Annotated in this window: 16 protein-coding genes; 9 read left to right on the top strand and 7 right to left on the bottom strand. The window is 59.0% G+C overall.

Annotation, left to right across the window (positions count from 1 at the left end; all coding sequences use genetic code 11):
- The first annotated feature begins 1 nt into the window (after nt 1).
- Together RVM26_RS06035 and RVM26_RS06030 are read left to right on the top strand one after the other, a co-directional pair.
- Nucleotides 2-1,273 carry an ATP-binding protein gene (locus RVM26_RS06035; protein ID WP_287808565.1) on the top strand — a complete coding sequence of 424 codons (1,272 nt, stop codon included), beginning with the start codon at nt 2-4 and terminating at the stop codon, nt 1,271-1,273.
- A 37-nt stretch (nt 1,274-1,310) separates the two neighbouring features.
- Nucleotides 1,311-1,850, top strand: a complete 540-nt coding sequence (locus RVM26_RS06030; RefSeq protein WP_189463033.1) for a response regulator transcription factor — start codon at nt 1,311-1,313, stop codon at nt 1,848-1,850.
- A 10-nt stretch (nt 1,851-1,860) separates the two neighbouring features.
- On the opposite strand, the gene RVM26_RS06025 is transcribed toward RVM26_RS06030, so the two are convergent.
- Together RVM26_RS06025 and hybE are read right to left on the bottom strand one after the other, a co-directional pair.
- The gene (locus tag RVM26_RS06025) at nt 1,861-2,634 is read right to left on the bottom strand and encodes a 3-hydroxybutyrate dehydrogenase (RefSeq protein ID WP_189463032.1); all 774 of its coding nucleotides are present in this window, start codon (nt 2,632-2,634) and stop codon (nt 1,861-1,863) included.
- A 93-nt stretch (nt 2,635-2,727) separates the two neighbouring features.
- Nucleotides 2,728-3,159 carry a [NiFe]-hydrogenase assembly chaperone HybE gene (gene hybE / locus RVM26_RS06020; RefSeq protein WP_498941403.1) on the bottom strand — a complete coding sequence of 144 codons (432 nt, stop codon included), beginning with the start codon at nt 3,157-3,159 and terminating at the stop codon, nt 2,728-2,730.
- Nucleotides 3,160-3,308: 149 nt separating this feature from the next.
- Between hybE and RVM26_RS06015 the strand changes: the two genes are divergently transcribed.
- Both RVM26_RS06015 and RVM26_RS06010 read left to right on the top strand, forming a co-directional pair.
- Nucleotides 3,309-3,572, top strand: a complete 264-nt coding sequence (locus tag RVM26_RS06015) for a GrxA family glutaredoxin (RefSeq protein ID WP_039178039.1) — start codon at nt 3,309-3,311, stop codon at nt 3,570-3,572.
- Between the two features lie 130 nt (nt 3,573-3,702).
- On the top strand, nt 3,703-4,470 hold the full coding sequence (locus RVM26_RS06010; protein WP_096923023.1) for a VOC family protein: 768 nt from the start codon (nt 3,703-3,705) through the stop codon (nt 4,468-4,470).
- A gap of 25 nt (nt 4,471-4,495) precedes the next feature.
- Here the strand turns inward: RVM26_RS06010 and RVM26_RS06005 are convergent, their stop codons facing one another.
- On the bottom strand, nt 4,496-5,158 hold the full coding sequence (locus tag RVM26_RS06005; protein ID WP_039178044.1) for a CoA transferase subunit B: 663 nt from the start codon (nt 5,156-5,158) through the stop codon (nt 4,496-4,498).
- A gap of 21 nt (nt 5,159-5,179) precedes the next feature.
- A complete protein-coding gene (locus RVM26_RS06000) occupies nt 5,180-5,878 on the bottom strand; it encodes a CoA transferase subunit A (RefSeq protein WP_039178046.1) in 699 nt (232 codons plus the stop codon).
- A 186-nt stretch (nt 5,879-6,064) separates the two neighbouring features.
- On the opposite strand from RVM26_RS06000, the gene RVM26_RS05995 reads away from it, so the two are divergent.
- The 3 genes from RVM26_RS05995 to RVM26_RS05985 all read left to right on the top strand — a co-directional run bounded on the left by RVM26_RS05995 (nt 6,065) and on the right by RVM26_RS05985 (nt 8,914).
- Entirely contained in the window at nt 6,065-6,961 is an 897-nt protein-coding gene (locus RVM26_RS05995; protein ID WP_287808560.1) for a LysR family transcriptional regulator, read from the top strand.
- A 169-nt stretch (nt 6,962-7,130) separates the two neighbouring features.
- On the top strand, nt 7,131-8,012 hold the full coding sequence (gene yihG / locus RVM26_RS05990) for an acyltransferase (RefSeq protein ID WP_498941402.1): 882 nt from the start codon (nt 7,131-7,133) through the stop codon (nt 8,010-8,012).
- 119 nt (nt 8,013-8,131) lie between these two features.
- The gene (locus RVM26_RS05985) at nt 8,132-8,914 is read left to right on the top strand and encodes a LysM peptidoglycan-binding domain-containing protein (RefSeq protein WP_287808572.1); all 783 of its coding nucleotides are present in this window, start codon (nt 8,132-8,134) and stop codon (nt 8,912-8,914) included.
- A gap of 77 nt (nt 8,915-8,991) precedes the next feature.
- On the opposite strand, the gene gcvT is transcribed toward RVM26_RS05985, so the two are convergent.
- A complete protein-coding gene (gcvT, locus tag RVM26_RS05980; RefSeq protein WP_498941401.1) occupies nt 8,992-10,104 on the bottom strand; it encodes a glycine cleavage system aminomethyltransferase GcvT in 1,113 nt (370 codons plus the stop codon).
- Nucleotides 10,105-10,192: 88 nt separating this feature from the next.
- Nucleotides 10,193-11,596, bottom strand: coding sequence for an alanine/glycine:cation symporter family protein (locus tag RVM26_RS05975; RefSeq protein ID WP_039178057.1), 1,404 nt, complete (start codon nt 11,594-11,596; stop codon nt 10,193-10,195).
- 410 nt (nt 11,597-12,006) lie between these two features.
- On the opposite strand from RVM26_RS05975, the gene gcvH reads away from it, so the two are divergent.
- Both gcvH and gcvP read left to right on the top strand, forming a co-directional pair.
- Nucleotides 12,007-12,396, top strand: coding sequence for a glycine cleavage system protein GcvH (gene gcvH, locus RVM26_RS05970; RefSeq protein ID WP_039178059.1), 390 nt, complete (start codon nt 12,007-12,009; stop codon nt 12,394-12,396).
- 165 nt (nt 12,397-12,561) lie between these two features.
- Nucleotides 12,562-15,453, top strand: a complete 2,892-nt coding sequence (gene gcvP / locus RVM26_RS05965; protein WP_498941400.1) for an aminomethyl-transferring glycine dehydrogenase — start codon at nt 12,562-12,564, stop codon at nt 15,451-15,453.
- A gap of 33 nt (nt 15,454-15,486) precedes the next feature.
- Here gcvP and RVM26_RS05960 read toward each other — a convergent pair whose 3' ends face one another.
- Nucleotides 15,487-16,386, bottom strand: a complete 900-nt coding sequence (locus tag RVM26_RS05960; protein ID WP_039178064.1) for a LysR family transcriptional regulator — start codon at nt 16,384-16,386, stop codon at nt 15,487-15,489.
- Nucleotides 16,387-16,508 lie beyond the last annotated feature (122 nt).

Genomic DNA, 16,508 nt, shown 5'->3' with positions numbered 1-16,508 from the left:
CATGGCTACCGCTCTGCCCCTGCCGCTCTCCACGCCCAACCGCAACCTGGTCCGGCTGACCATCGTCCGGGGGATCACCTGGACGGGCTTTCTGATGGCGATCATCGTCGGCATCGAACTGCTGGCGTTCAATCTGCCGGTCACAGCGGTGGTCAGCGTAGTCATCGCCATGGGCATGCTGAACATTGCCACCTGGTGGCGGCTGGGCCGCCCCAGAGCGGTCACCCATATCGAGTATCTGGCCCACCTGCTGGCAGATATCACCGGGCTGACGCTGCTGTTCTATTTTTCCGGGGGGTCTACCAACCCTTTCATCACCTACTACCTGGTGCCGGTGACCATTGCCGCTGCCACACTGCCGTGGCGACACGCCTGGATCATTGCCGCCTGTGCCATGGGCGGCTACACCTTCCTGATGTTTTTCTACCACCCCATACCGCAGCTGGGGCATATCAGCAGTGACGGCCCTTTAAGCCTGCATGTACTGGGCATGTGGCTCAACTTTGGCCTGTCGGCAGGGCTCGTGACCTTTTTTATCTACAAGATGGCTCATGCCCTACGCAGCCGAGACAAAGCGCTATCGCGCACCCGGGAAGCCGCACTGCGCAACGAGCAGGTGCTGGCAGTGGCCACCCAGGCCGCCGGCACGGCCCATGAGCTGGGTACTCCGCTGTCGACCATGGCCGTGCTGCTGAAAGAGATGCAGGCTGACACAGCCCAGGAGTCGGCGCTTGCCGATGACATCGCGCTTCTGCGCCAGCAGGTGGACATCTGCAAATCGCGGCTGCAGCATCTGGTCAACAACGCCGACCGGCGGCGCATGGCCGAGCCGGAGATCCTCGACGCCGAAGTATGGCTGGCAGGCGTGGTCCAACGCTGGCTGGTGATCCGTCCTGACGTCAACCACCATTTCGACGTGGCCGAGCGGCGGGGACGACCATGGATTGCGGTAGATGCCACCCTCGACCAGGCCCTCACCAACCTGCTCAACAACGCCGCCGATGCCAACCCCGAGCACATCGCCATTCGCCTGGATTGGCAGGACGAGAGCGTCGTGATCGATATCCGCGACCATGGCCCCGGCATTGCGATGTCGATAGCCGACCAGCTGGGTGATACCTTCGTATCGACCAAGAGCAAGGGGATGGGCATCGGGCTTTTCCTGACTCACGCCACGATCAATCGGTTTGGTGGTGGTGTAAGCCTGTATAATCACCCGGAAGGGGGAACACTGACGGAAGTGACGCTGCCACGCTGCTCCGCACCGGGCTAGCCTGCCATCAGTGCCAAGTCAGACCATCGAGGATGCCATGCAGAACCAAGACCAGCGCCTGTTGATCGTGGATGATGATGAAATGTTCTGTCACGTACTGAGCCGCGCGCTGACGCGCCGTGGCTTCGACGTGATGGTAGCCCATGACGCCGACCAGGCCATGGCGACCGCCGCGCAGTTCCTGCCCACCATGGCCACGCTGGATTTGAAGCTCGAGCACAGCTCGGGGCTCAAACTGCTGCCCGAGCTGCTCAATACCGTGCCGGGTTGCCGTATCGTTGTACTGACCGGGTACTCCAGCATTGCCACCGCCGTCGAAGCCATCAAGCTGGGAGCCATCAACTACCTGTGCAAACCCGCCGACGCCGATGACGTCATGGCAGCCTTCGAACATCCGGAGGCCGACCCCAACGTGGAGCTGGCCGACAACCCGCCCTCGATCAACCGCATTACCTGGGAACACATCCAGAAAGTGCTACAGGAGCACGATGGCAACATTTCGGCTACGGCAAGAGCCCTTGGCATGCATCGCCGGACGCTTCAGCGCAAGCTGCAGAAGCGCCCGGTACGCCGTTAGCCATTAGCCGTTAGTGGGCAGTCCAGCCCAGGTCGATGTTCCAGCTGGCACCGGTCACCGCGCCAGCGGCATCCGACGCCAGATAAGCGACTAGCTGGGCCACTTCGGAAGGCTCGATCAGGCGTTTCACCGCCGCGTTTTTCAACATGATCTTCTCGATCACTTCCTGCTCATCCATGTTATTGAGCTTTGCCTGGTCGGCAATCTGATTGTCGACCAGCGGCGTCTTGACGTAGGCCGGGCAAATGGCATTGGCCGTGATGCCCTGCTCGCCCCCTTCTAGGGCCGCCGTCTTGGTCAGACCGATCATGCCATGTTTGGCACTGATGTAGGCCGCCTTGCCAGGAGACGCCACCTGGGCATGGATAGAAGCGATATTGATGACCCGCCCCCACCCCCTCTGACGCATGTGCGGCCAGGCAGCCTGGGTCAGCAGGAAAGGCGCGGTCAACATCAGGTCGATGATTTGCCGCCACTTCTCTTCGGGGAACGACTCGATGGCCGCGACGTGCTGGATGCCAGCATTGTTCACCAGGATATCCACGCCACCAAAGCGCTTCACGGCGTCGGCAATGGCACCACGGCAGGCGTCCGGGTCGGTCAAATCGGCCTTGTAGAACGCCGCTCCGGCCTGGTCGGCCACCTCCTGACCCGCCTCGTTGAAATCCACTGCCAAGACCTGGTGGCCCTGCTCGCAAAAATGCTTGACCACAGCGGCACCGATACCACTGCTGGTACCGGTGACGACTGCAACACGGGGCGTTGACGCTTTATCTGCTGACATGCAGGCTTCCTTTTATCGATGTGTCTGAAATGAAGATATAAACACTTAAAACTATAGGTGCTGTCTCGGGCTTCTGCCTTCTGCCAAGTAAATTCAGAGAGTGGCAGATGACATCAACTGCTCCATCATACGCTGGGCAAGCCGAGACGCCTCTTGCAGACTCTCAAGCTCACTCAGGTCATCCAGAATGCAGCGCTGATAGAACTCGATACCATTCGGCAAGCGCTTGAGCGTCATGCGATAACGGCCCGATGGCAAGGAGACCACGTGAGACTCTTCCAGAGGGGCCGGCAGCATTGCCTGTTCGGGCACCACCAGCATCCATAATGCACACGGGGTGATCAGCGCGCCTACCAGCGTGCTGGCGCCGCTGATCCGCAGGTCGCTGTATTGAAAGCACAGCGCATCCACACTCAATCGCGGGTTGTAATGGGCCTCCTTTTTCAGCGCCGGTAACGATGCGTCTCGGTAGCTGGTCGCCAACTCGGCCAGATAGCCATAGTCGTGGGCCTGCAAGACTTGCATGAGAGTGCTCCTGTAAATGCACGAATCGCGTGACGTCCATTGTAGGGCTTTATGGATAGCGTAGTGTGCTGCTATTGGCGAAACACGCCGGGCTACGCCAAAATGGGCGCTACTGCACAAGTCATACCTTATTCAACGGAGTCATTACCATGTTCGTGGTTATTTTTGGGCGTATGTCCTGCCCTTTTTGCGTACGCGCCAAACATCTTGCCGAACACCTGGAAAGCAACGGCAAGATCGAAGGCTATCGCTACGTCGACATGCCATCCGAAGGCGTCACCAAGGAAGATATCGCCAAAACGGCTGGCAAACCCATTCATACCGTCCCGCAGGTCTTCATCGACCAACAGCACATCGGCGGTTACACCGAGTTCGACCAGTTCGTCCGCGACAAGCAGCTGCTGGCTTCTTAGCCCGGCCTCGCCGCTTCGGCGTTAAAACCTCCGTTAATCCGCGTTGAAACAGCGTCTACTCGCTTGCCTATACTGAGCGTTCGATGATCGTGTTCGATTCACTCAGGTCAGCAGGCGGCGAGGAATGGCGATGCAGCGCGAGGAGTTTTTACAACAGCTTTGGCTGGACTATATCCATAATCATCCGGATATCGGGGCGCTCCGACTATGGCCCATCAGCGCCAGCGCCGAATACCTGACGCTGGTGACGATCAACCACGGGCCTTTTGCCATCAATGCCCTGAGCATACCCTTGGCACGGATGGGCTATCGTTCCGTTGGCCACTATGCCATGGCAGACAAAGGGCTCCTGATTCATTTGCTGGCACCTAACGATGACAGCAGTTGGCTAGTGCTTGCCGAACTCCAGGTGGGCACGCTCTCCAAAGCTCCCAGAGAAGCACTCACCGCCTTGATACGGCAGAGCCATCCAACCGACTGCAAGGGCCACAATCTGCTGTCTCGCGGCCGACCATGGCCCATGCCCAGCTGGACGCTCTACCAACAGCTGCATACCGCCCATCCACTGGCCGCCTGGCTGGCGGTAATGGGGCCACGGCTTCACCACGCCGGGTTCGATTGCGCCACGCTGAATGCCTCGCTGGACTCGCTGGGCCTGCAGTTGGAGCATGTCGGCCTGTACGCCCTCGATAGCCAGCAAAACGGGGTTTTCTCGGTCTCCAGCCTGCTGAATCATCGTTTCTACCCCGCCATGCCACAAAAAATCGTGTTCAGCGATGGGGACGAACACCGCCTTTGCCTCGGAGGGCTGTCGCTGACACAGCGCCATGTGGAAGACGACCACAAGCGGCTGGCGGAAATCCTGCTGCCCTTCCATGCCCGCTGCGAAATGGCGTGAGTCTCACTGACCCACGCCACTCATGTCATGCGTCGAAGGTCATTTCAGGCACATGATCGGGAACGATCAGCTTGCCAGCTGTCTTTTCGACGATCTCCTCGACGCTGACGCCGGGCGCACGCTCCTTGAGAATGAACGCTCCGTCCTTGATTTCAAGGTAAGCCAGGTCAGTCAGCACTCGATTGATGCAGCCAGCCCCGGTCAACGGCAGCGAGCATTTTTCCAGCAGTTTGGACTCACCATGCTTGGAAGCGTGGGTCATGGTACAAATGATGTTATCGGCACCCGCCACCAGGTCCATGGCACCGCCCATGCCCTTGATGAGCTTTCCCGGAATCATCCAGGACGCGATATTGCCTTCCTGGTCTACCTCGAAAGCGCCGAGCACGGTCAAATCCACGTGCCCGCCACGGATCATCGCAAAGGATTCGGCTGAAGAGAAAATGGCCGCGCCAGGTCGTGCTGTCACGGTCTGCTTGCCCGCATTGATCATGTCAGGGTCGACTTCTTCCTCGGTAGGAAAGCGCCCCATGCCCAGCAAGCCGTTTTCCGACTGCAGCATGACATCCATGCCGTCGGGGATATAGTTGGCCACCAGCGTGGGAATGCCGATTCCCAGATTCACATAGAACCCGTCCTGGAGTTCACGAGCCACTCGCTGTGCCATTTGTTCGCGTGTCAAAGCCATGGTGCCACCTCTTGTCGTTGATTAGCTGCGCACGGTGCGCTGTTCGATACGTTTCTCGAACGTGCCCTGAATGATGCGATCCACATAAATACCCGGCGTATGGATCTGACTGGGCTCCAGTTCGCCTGGCTCAACGATCTCCTCTACTTCTACGACGGTGATCTTGCCGGCAGTAGCGGCCATGGGGTTGAAGTTCTGGGCGGTGTGGCGGTACATGACGTTGCCGTAACGATCGGCTTTCCACCCTTTGACGATGGCGAAGTCACCCTTGATAGCCTCTTCGAGGATATAGTGACGACCGTCGAACTCACGCACTTCCTTGCCTTCACCGATCGGCGTACCGTACCCGGTGGCTGTAAAGAACGCCGGGATGCCCGCTCCGCCTGCGCGCATCTTCTCTGCCAGCGTACCTTGCGGTGTCAGCACCACTTCGATTTCATTGTTCAGCATCTGTTGCTCGAACAATGCGTTTTCGCCTACATAGGACGCGATGATCTTGCTGATCTGACGGTCTTCGAGGAGGATACCCAGCCCAAAGCCATCGACACCACAGTTGTTGGACACCACGGTCAGGTCATTGACCGCACGGCGTTTGATTTCGGCAATCAGGTTCTCGGGAATGCCACACAGGCCAAAGCCACCTGCAATCACGGTCATGCCGCTTTCCAGGCCTTCCATTGCTTCTTCATAGGAAGATACACGCTTGTCGAATCCTGCCATTGTGTTGCCTCACGTGGTTGGTAAAACGTTATCAGATATTGTTGGTTACGTGGTTGCTGACCAGTCTGGCACAAAAGCTGCGCGCTGGATGCAGTTGCTTCGATAGAGTCAGTGTTGTGTCTGGTGATATATTTGTTAAGTTTGTTTTTCTTATCAATTTATTTTAATAACTTATAAAGAGTTCTCATGACCGTCAAGCAGCTCAGGGCCTTTCTGGCCGTGGCCCAAACACTCAGCTTTACTCAGGCATGCGAACGCCTGCATCTTTCCCAACCCGCGCTCAGCCTGGCCATCAAAGGGCTCGAAGACTCACTGGGCGGCAAGCTGCTGATTCGCAGCACGCGTAGCGTTCGTCTCACACCCGAGGGGGAGTCGCTGTTTCCGCTGGCCAAGCACCTGCTGGCCCAGTGGGACAACACCGAAGAACGCTTGCGGCAACGCTTTACCCTGCAGCTGGGACGGCTGAGCGTGGCCGCCATGCCGTCGTTTGCCTGCAACTTGCTGCCCGGCGCGCTGGTCAAGTTCCGTCAGCGCTATCCCAAGATCAACGTCACCGTGCACGATGTCATCAATGAAGAAGTGATGGACATGGTGCGCTCCAGGCAAGTCGAGCTGGGCATTGCGTTCGCCCCCGAAGGCGCTGGCAGCTTGAGCTTTACGCCACTCTTCGAAGATCAGTTCGTGGCCGTCGTCCCCCTCGACTCCCCGTTGGCCCATCGGCAAAGCCTGGATTGGCAAGAGCTGCTGCGCCACGACGTGATCACCCTACAACGCCCTTCCATGGTACGGCGCCTGCTGGAACAGGAATTAGCTATTCAAGGTATCGAACTGCCCGTCGCCTTCGAAAGCCATCAGCTGTCGACCGTGGGGCGCATGGTCGCTGCGGGTCTGGGCGTCAGCGCCGTGCCCTCCATGTGTATTCAACAAATGGACGAGCTAGGTGCCCACTGCCTGCCACTGACCGAGCCCCGCATTGCCTGTCGAGTGGGCATCTTGACCCATCAGGAGCTCTCCGTCGCGGCTCATGCGCTGCGTAACGTCCTCATCGAAAACGTTAAAACTCCCAGGCTGACGCGGCACTGACAACGCCCTTCATGGCAAAGTTATGCTGGGCAGCTCGCGCTTGTTCCATTAGCATTTGTCTTCACATGCGTAGAGTCGTCTTGGCACGCCTTCCACATCAGGGGCCTTGGCAGTTGCTTTGTGCGTAGTATCGCTTTGTGCGTAGTATCAGTAGATCAAGGACCGCGGTATGCCAATTATCAAAGGGGGTGTCAGCATCTTGCTGCTGACGCTGAACACACTGGTTTGGGGTGTGCCCCTGATTATTCTGACGCTGCTCAAAGTAATGGCACCTGGCCGAAAGGCCAAGGAGTGGTTGCTGAAAGGGCTGTGCGCGGTGGCCTTGAACTGGATAGGCGTCAACCTATGGTGGATGCGCCTATGGTTGAAGCCGCAGGTGTCCATTCAGGTGCCCGACAACCTCACGCCCGAGCAGTGGTGGCTAGTCATTTCCAATCACCGCAGTTGGACCGATATTTTCATTCTGTTCATGGCGCTCCATCATCGCATCCCGATGCCGCGTTTTTTTCTCAAGCATCAACTGATCTGGATTCCGATTGTGGGGCTGGCTTTCTGGGCGCTGGAATTTCCTTTCATGCGACGTTTTACCCGCGAGCAGATTACCAGAAACCCAAAGCTGGCCACGATCGACAGAGAATCCACCGAGCGAATTTGCCGCCGTGCACGGCACGCCCCCATTTCGATTTTCAATTTTGTGGAAGGCACTCGCTTCACGCCGCTCAAGCGTGATGCACAGCAGAGCCCTTATCGTCACTTGTTGCGTCCCAAGGCAGGCGGCGTCGGGCAAGTACTTAGCCTGCTGGGTAACCAATTGGATGGTATCCTTGATGTCACCATCAGCTATACCAATCCAACCCCGACGTTCATGGGCTTTCTGTGTGGAAAAGAAGCCCCGATTACCCTCGAAGCCAGGCAGATTGATATCCCGGAGTGGATGCAAAATGCCAACTACCACGAAGATTCGCAGCACAAGGAACGCTTCCACGCATGGATCAATTCACTGTGGCAGGAAAAAGACGCGTTGCTGGACACTCTCAGCGACCACGACTAGGGCACTGGTTGAGCGCTTGCCTGGTCGTCAGCCTGCTGGCGGGCTGTGCCAGCTCGACCCCCGCAACCAGCCAACGCGCCCCGGCAAGCAGCAGCGCCAGCACGTTGAGCGGTGGCTGGATCGAAGTGGGCCGCGGAGACACCTTGGGGCAGTTGGCCGCTCGCGCCAATGTCCCCATCGAACGCTTGGAGCGCTTCAATCCGGGCGTCGATGCGCGACGCCTGAACGTCGGCCAACGGCTGTTGATACCCACCCAGCAGGAGCGTGCGCCCTCAGGCGGACCTTACCGCTATCAGGTACGCGCTGGTGATACCTATTCTGGCATTGCACGCCATTTCGGCACGACCACAGGAAGGATCCAGAGCGCCAACCCCGGCACCCCCGCTACCGCATTGCGGGTGGGCCAGATCATCAGCGTACCGTTGAGCGGCAGTGGCAGAGCCGTTGCAGCCAGCAGTGGCGGGTCGAGCGGCTCATCGGCAGCACCCGCGACGCCTGCGGCAACGCCCAGCGCCAGCCTGCCCGCCTCGGCACGCCGTTGGCCATGGCCGCTGGAAGATTACCGGGTCGTGCGGCGCTTTGGTGCCGATAGCCGTGGCACGCTGCAACCGATGTTGCTGGCCACCCAGGCTGGTGCCAAGGCCAAGGCCGTGGCGCCTGGAGAAGTGCGCTTTGCCGATGGCATGCGCCAGTTGGGTGAGGTGGTGATCGTACATCATGCAGACAACCTGCAAAGCGTATATGCGCTTTGCGAGCGGCTGCTGGTCAACGTCGGCCAGCAGGTCAGCACTGGCGATGCCCTGTGCGAAGTTGGCCAAAGCGCCTCAACGCAGCGCTATGATCTGCTCTTCGACCTGCGCCAGGGCGGCAAGCCCATCGACCCGCGACAGGTGTTGAGATAGAAGGTATCGAGATAGAAGGTATCGAGATAGAAGGTATCGAGCAAGCCCCCGCTTTTGGGGGCTTGCACAGAAGTACCTCACCCTCGATAGTAGCCTGGTTCCACGAAAGGCATTGGCGTGACTGTCATGGGCAGCGATTTACCCCGAACCAGCGCAAACACCGTCGTGCCCGGCGCTTCCCATTGCCGTTCCACGTAGCCCATGGCCACGGGCTTGCCGACGCTGGGGCCAAACCCGCCGGAGGTTACCTGACCGATCTCCTGGCCTGACTCATCCACCAGCGTGACGCCCTCACGCACAGGGGCACGCCCTTCCCCCACCAGACCGACCCGCTTGCGGGAATGATCCTTGGCATCCACCTGATGCAGAATGATATCCGCCCCCGGGAAGCCTGCCGGGCGCTCTCCCCCATGCCGGCGCGGCTTGCCGATGGCCCAGATCAAACTGGCCTCTACCGGCGTGGTGGTCATGTCCATGTCGTGACCGTAAAGGCACAGTCCCGCCTCAAGGCGCAGGGAATCCCGTGCCCCCAGGCCAATCGCCCCCACTTCCGGTTCGGCGAGTAGCGCTTCGGCCAACGCCTGGCTCGCCTCTGCGGCCACGGAAATCTCGAAGCCATCCTCTCCGGTATAACCGCTGCGGCTGATCCACACCTCGTGACCGGCCAGGCTGAAACGACCATGTTGCATGAACGTCATGTCGCAGGCCGCGGGGCACAGGCGCTGCATGACATCACGCGCCTGGGGCCCTTGCAGCGCCAGCAAACCTCGATCCAGCACATCGATCTGGTGAGTAGAACCCAGGTTGGTGCGTAGATGAGCAATATCCTGATCCTTGCAGGCCGCATTGACCACCAGATAGAAGTGATCTCCGGCATTCACCACCATCAGGTCATCGATGATTCCGCCCTCGGTCCCGGTAAACAGGCCATAGCGCTGCTGGCCGACCTTCAGCCCCACCAGATCGGCGGGAATCAACGTCTCCAGCGCGTCTGCCACACCGTCGCCGGACACCAGAATCTGCCCCATGTGCGATACGTCAAACAGGCCGCACTGCTGGCGCGTATGCTCGTGCTCCTTTTTCACCCCCAACGGGTACTGTACGGGCATCTCGTAGCCCGCAAAGGGCACCATTTTCGCGCCTAGCTGGGTGTGCAGTGAATGCAGCGGCGTACGTTTAAGTTCGGTCATGGGTTTCCTCAATGGTCAAAAGAGAAACGGGAAGCCTTAAAGGCTTCCCGGCTCTGGTGGATCTTATCTTCCCGCCTGTGAAAGGCGCTTATTTATCGTGATCCAGGGCTTCACCCGGCAGGATGTCCTTACCCGCAAAATAATCCCGAGTGAGTTTAAACACAACCGGCGACAGCAGCGCCAGCGCAATCAGGTTGGGAATGGCCATCATCGCGTTGAAGGTATCGGCCATCAGCCAGATGAAGCCCAGTTGCGCGATGGCACCCAGCGGGATGGCCAAGACGAACAGCACGCGGTACAGCATGATGGAGCGCGTGCCAAACAGGAACTGGCAGCACTTCTCGCCGTAGAACGACCAGCCCAGAATGGTGGTAAAGGCAAAGATGGCCAGCGCCACGGCGACGATCTGATTACCAAAGCCCGGCAAGGCTGCATCGAAGGAGAGCGCGGTCAGAGAGGCCCCTGCTTCGCCATCGATCCATACTGTAGAGGTCAGAATGACCAGCGCGGTGATGGTACATACGATGATCGTGTCGATGAACGTACCCAGCATGGCGATCAAGCCCTGACGAACCGGGTTGCGGGTCTGTGCCGCCGCATGGGCGATGGGCGCACTACCGAGGCCCGCTTCGTTGGAGAAGATGCCCCGCGCCACGCCAAAACGAATGGCCGCCATGACGGCAGCACCGGCAAAGCCACCGGCAGCGGCAATCGGGTTGAAGGCATAGTAGAAAATCAGTCCAAAAGCCTCGCCAATTTGTCCGGCATTGACGATCAGTACCAGCAGCCCAGCGGCGACATAGGCAATCCCCATGATCGGCACCAGCTTGCCTGCCACCTTGGCAATACGCTTGATACCACCAAGAATCACCGCCCCGGCCAGTACCATGATGATCACCCCCGTCAGCCAATGGGGAACGCCAAAGGTGGCATCCATGGCATCCGCCACCGAGTTTGACTGCACGGTATTACCAATGCCAAAGGCAGCCACGGCACCAAAGAATGAAAACAGGCCGCCCAGCCATAGCCACTTCTTGCCCAGGCCGTTCTTGATATAGAACATCGGCCCACCAATGTGGTGACCGGTGCTGTCGGTTTCACGGTAACGCACCGCCAGAACCGCCTCGGCGAATTTCGTCGCCATGCCCACTAACGCAGTAATCCACATCCAGAAAACCGCACCTGGGCCACCCAGCGCGATGGCCGTCGCGACACCGGCAATATTACCTGTGCCAATGGTGGCAGAGAGCGCTGTCATCAGCGCATTGAAAGGCGAAATCTCGCCTTCATCGCTGGCTTTCGAAGCGCTCTTGTCGGCAGGTTTTACATCGCGGCCTTGCCACATTAGCTTGAAACCCATGCCGAGCTTGCGTATCGGCATCAGTTTCAAGCCAATTTGCAGGTAGATACCCACCCCCAGCAGCAACACCAGCATCAACGGCCCCCACACCACGCCGTTAATTGCGCCCAATAGGCTCGTCAACATTTCCACACGACTCTCCTTAACCGAAGGATTAGTAAATTTATTATAAAGGTCCTGTCGCTCTCCCACCCATGACGCTCACGGAAGAACACCCTCACGCATGCCTACCATAGCGCTGACTGCACGCTGGAAAAACGCAAGATTGGCATGTTTTATACCATTTTACTGGTGTACATCCATGGTCATGTCGCCAAAAGGCAGAGAAAGCCTCTTTTTTTGGAAAACCAGCCTGCCTTGCCATGCCGTGAATGACATGCGTTTTTTTCTCATTTTGACACTCAAGAGAAACTTGTTTCCAATCGGAAACAAGGTACCATACGCTCATGGCACGCCAGACAGCCCGTGCCCAACAGTCGCCAAGCTGAACGACAAACGCTAGTATGCTGTCGTTCACTCCACTGTTTAACAAGGGAACCTTCATGAGCAATCTTCCAGCTAATTTGCGCTACGCTGCCAGCCACGAATGGGTACTGGATCATCAGGACGGTACCGTTACCGTCGGCATTACCGACCACGCCCAACAAGCGCTCGGCGATGTGGTCTTCGTCGAGCTGCCGGAGGTCGGTCAGAGCCTCAGCAAGGGCAAAGAGTTTGGCGTGATCGAATCGGTCAAGGCTGCTTCTGATCTCTACTCGCCGGTGGATGGCGAAGTGATCGAGGTCAATGAAGCGCTGGAAGATGCGCCTGAAACAGTCAATGAAGCCCCTTACGAAGGTGGCTGGATCATGAAGGTACGCGTTGACGGTCAGGCCCTGGAAGGCCTGCTGGATGCCGATGCCTACCAGGCGTCGCTCAGCACCGACGATTGATTCTGCTTCACCCGAACGCCTGCCTCCGTGCAGGCGTTCACGTTAACACCCTGATGCATCACGCGGCAGCACAACCTCCCACGGGTTGTACGAGCGGCACCACAACCACGCAGAACAGGCTGCCCTGAGCCCCCACGGTTTACTCATCACGTTCGGAACCTTCCCATGCCTTTTGAAACACGCCGTTTGGCCGAACTGGCCGACCACGATGCTTTTATCAAACGCCATAACGGGCCTAGCCCCGACGATGTCGCCATCATGCTAAAAGCGCTCGATTTGCAGCGTATGGAAGATCTGATCGAGCAGACCGTGCCAAGCGATATTCGCTTGGGCCGCGAACTGGCACTGGACGCCCCCCGCAGTGAAGCAGAAGCCCTGGATTACCTGAGCCAGCTGGCACGCCAGAACCGCGTGGCCAAAAGCTACATTGGCCAGGGTTATTACAACACTCATATGCCCGCCGTGATCCAGCGTAACGTGCTGGAAAACCCAGGCTGGTACACCGCCTACACGCCTTACCAGCCCGAGATTTCTCAGGGGCGCCTGGAAGGTCTGCTGAATTTCCAGCAGGTGGTCATGGATCTCACCGGCATGGAGCTTGCCAACGCTTCCCTGCTGGATGAGGCCACCGCCGCCGCCGAGGCCATGGCGCTGTGCAAACGCGGCAACAAGAAGAGCAAGTCCAACACCTTTTTCGTGGCCGAAGACGTCTTCCCGCAAACCCTGGACGTCATCAGGACCCGCGCGGAATTCTTTGGCTTCGAACTGAAGATTGCACCGGCGGAGCAACTGGCAGACGAGGAGGTGTTCGGCGCGCTGGTTCAGTACCCGTCCGCCAGCGGCAACATCACCGACCTCGCCCCGCTGCTCGCCAAAGCCAACCAGAACGGCATCATGACCTGTGTCGCCACGGATCTGCTGAGCCTGGTACTGCTGAAAGAGCCCGGTATCTTTGGTGCCGACATCGTGGTGGGCAGTTCGCAGCGCTTTGGCGTGCCCATGGGCTTCGGTGGCCCTCACGCGGCGTTTTTTGCCACCTCCGACAAGCTCAAGCGTTCCATTCCGGGCCGCATCATCGGCGTTTCAAAAGACAGCCGCGGCAAGACCGCGCTGCGCATGGCCATGCAGACCCGCGAACAGCACATTCGTCGCGAGAAGGCCACTTCCAACATTTGTACCGCCCAGGCGCTGCTGGCCAACATTGCCGGTTTCTATGCCACTTATCACGGTGCCGAGGGGCTGCGCAAAATCGCTGGCCGCGTTCACCGTCTGACCACGCTGCTGGCCACCGGCCTGCAACAGGCGGGTGTGCAGCTGGCCAACGATAGCTGGTTCGATACGCTGCGCCTTACCCAGGTCGATGCAGGCAAGATTCATGGCCGCGCCATGACCCATGACATCAACCTGCACTATTTCGCCAATGGCGATGTCGGCATCAGCCTCGATGAAACCACGACGGCCCATGACGTCGCGACCCTGTTCGATGTCCTGCTCGGCGATGAGCACGGTCTTTCCGTCGCCGCCCTCGACGAGCAAGTGGTGGAAGGCAAGCTGGCAGGCATTCCGGCAGACTACCAGCGGGAAAGCGACTTCCTGAGCCATCCGACGTTCACGCGTTACCGCAGCGAAACCGAAATGCTGCGCTACCTGAAACGCCTGGAGAACAAGGACCTCTCCCTGGCCCATGCCATGATTCCGCTGGGCTCATGCACCATGAAGCTCAACGCCACCAGCGAGATGATTCCGGTCTCTTGGCCTGCCTTCGCGCATCTGCACCCCTTTGCGCCTCGCGACCAGGTGGCGGGCTATCATCAGATGATCGACGAGCTGGCCGCTTTCCTGGTGGAAGTGACCGGCTATGACCATATCTCCATGCAGCCCAACTCTGGCGCTCAGGGCGAATATGCCGGCCTGCTGGCCATTCGCCGCTACCAGGCCGCCCAAGGGGAAGCCCACCGGGATGTGTGCCTGATTCCCAGCTCTGCCCACGGCACCAACCCGGCATCTGCCGCCATGCTGAGCATGGAGGTGGTGGTGGTCGAGTGCGACGCCAACGGCAACATCGACCTGACCGACCTGACCCAGAAGGCCGAGCAGTACAGCGAGCGGCTCTCGGCGGTGATGATTACCTACCCGTCTACCCACGGCGTGTTCGAGTCCCACGTTCGTCAGGTGTGCGAGGTGATTCACCGGCACGGTGGCCAGGTCTACGTGGACGGTGCCAACATGAACGCCCAGGTGGGGCTGACACGCCCAGGCGACTTCGGCGGGGATGTATCGCACCTCAACCTGCACAAGACCTTCTGCATTCCTCACGGGGGTGGCGGTCCGGGCATGGGCCCCATTGGCGTCAAGGCGCATCTGGCTCCTTACGTTTCCAACCACGTGGTCACGCCCATCGATGGCGTACAGCCCGGTGGCGCAGTCTCTGCTGCCGCCTTTGGCAGCGCCTCGATCCTGCCCATCTCCTGGGCGTACATCAAAATGATGGGCGCGCGGGGGCTGCGCGAGGCAACGGAGATCGCCATTCTCAACGCCAACTACATCGCCAAACGGCTGGCGCCGTCCTACCCGATTCTCTATCGCGGCCAGAACGGCTATGTGGCCCACGAGTGCATCATCGACATCCGCCCGCTCAAGAGCGCCTCGGGTATCAGTGAAGAAGATATCGCCAAGCGACTGATGGACTATGGCTTCCATGCGCCGACCATGTCGTTCCCGGTACCCGGCACGCTGATGATCGAGCCTACCGAGTCCGAATCACTCTACGAGATCGACCGCTTCTGCGACGCGATGATTGCCATTCGTGAAGAGATCGCGCGCGTCGAGAATGGAGAGTGGCCGCTGGACAACAACCCGCTGGTCAATGCGCCGCATACCCAGGCCGACGTCATGGACAGCGACTGGCAGCGCCCCTATGACCGCCAGCTAGGGGCTTTCCCCAGCGAAGCCGTCGCCGCCGCCAAGTACTGGCCGTCGGTCAACCGAGTGGATAACGTCTTTGGTGATCGCCAACTGGTGTGCTCGTGCCCCAGCATTGACGAATACCGCCGCTAGGCAAGCCCCCCTCACACGCCTCTGGGGCCCTGTTCAGGGTTCCAGAGGCGTCGTTTCTTGTAGCCGCTGGTCATGGAAGCCCTTGAGCAGCTTCTCGTAACGCTTGGGCAACACGGAATCCTTGCGCCGCAGCAGATAGAGCACTTCGTGAATGACCTGCGACAGTGGCAGCGGCTTCACCTGGCGCTGCCAGGGAGAAGTTTCCAATACCAGCCGTGACACGACGGTAAAGCCGAGCCCCCGGGCCACGGCGTCCAGCACCATGCTGACTTCGTTGGTAAACCCCTGATGGCGAAAATGCGTCATGGAGCGAAACTCGTCGGGGAAGTTGGCCCGTAGCAGCGCGTTGGCGTGATTGATGCCATCGTAGTAATTGATGAAGCCCAACCCCATCAGTTCGGCCAGGGTACTGCCCGCGAAGTCGGCGGGTACCACCAGACACAAGGGCTCCTTGTGCCAGACGGTGCAGGCAAGCTCGGTATGATTGAGCTGCTCGGTGACGATGCCGATATCGTAACGCCCTTCCAACAGGTCGTTGACGATTTCATGATTGAAGGCAAAGCTGTAGTTGACGGTCAGGCTGGGGTGCATCTGCTGCTGCCCCAGGATGTAGGGGTAGAACATCAGCCCGACGCTGCCTGGGGAGGCAATGCGGCACTCGCCGCTGTCCAGCGAATCATCGTCCAGCCCATGCCTGAACTGCTCATGTTCGGCGAACAGCTTCAACGCATAGTCGTAAGCGCGACGACCAGACTCGGTCAGCGTAAAACTGCGCCCGTGACGCTCGATCAGCGCTTTATCCAGATAGGTTTCCAGCTTTCTGACGTGCTGGCTGACGCCCGGCTGCGTCATCTCCAGGCGTCGCGCGGTGCGCGTGAAACTGCCCGTTTCCACCAGTGTGATAAAGGTACGAAAGTATTGAGCGTTGAACATGGGTTCCCGGCAACTTCATCATTAACGGTCACTGTCACAGTGAGGATCATCAGGGCGCCTGGAATGGATGTCTACCGGCGCCAAGCCTCTAGCCTAGCATAAAAAACGACCGCCTCGGGCAC

The organism is Halomonas sp. KM072, assembly GCF_050710315.1.
Taxonomy (GTDB): domain Bacteria; phylum Pseudomonadota; class Gammaproteobacteria; order Pseudomonadales; family Halomonadaceae; genus Vreelandella; species Vreelandella hamiltonii.
The sequence above is the reverse complement of the archived record's forward strand: the minus strand, read 5'-3'. Positions and strand labels throughout refer to the sequence as shown.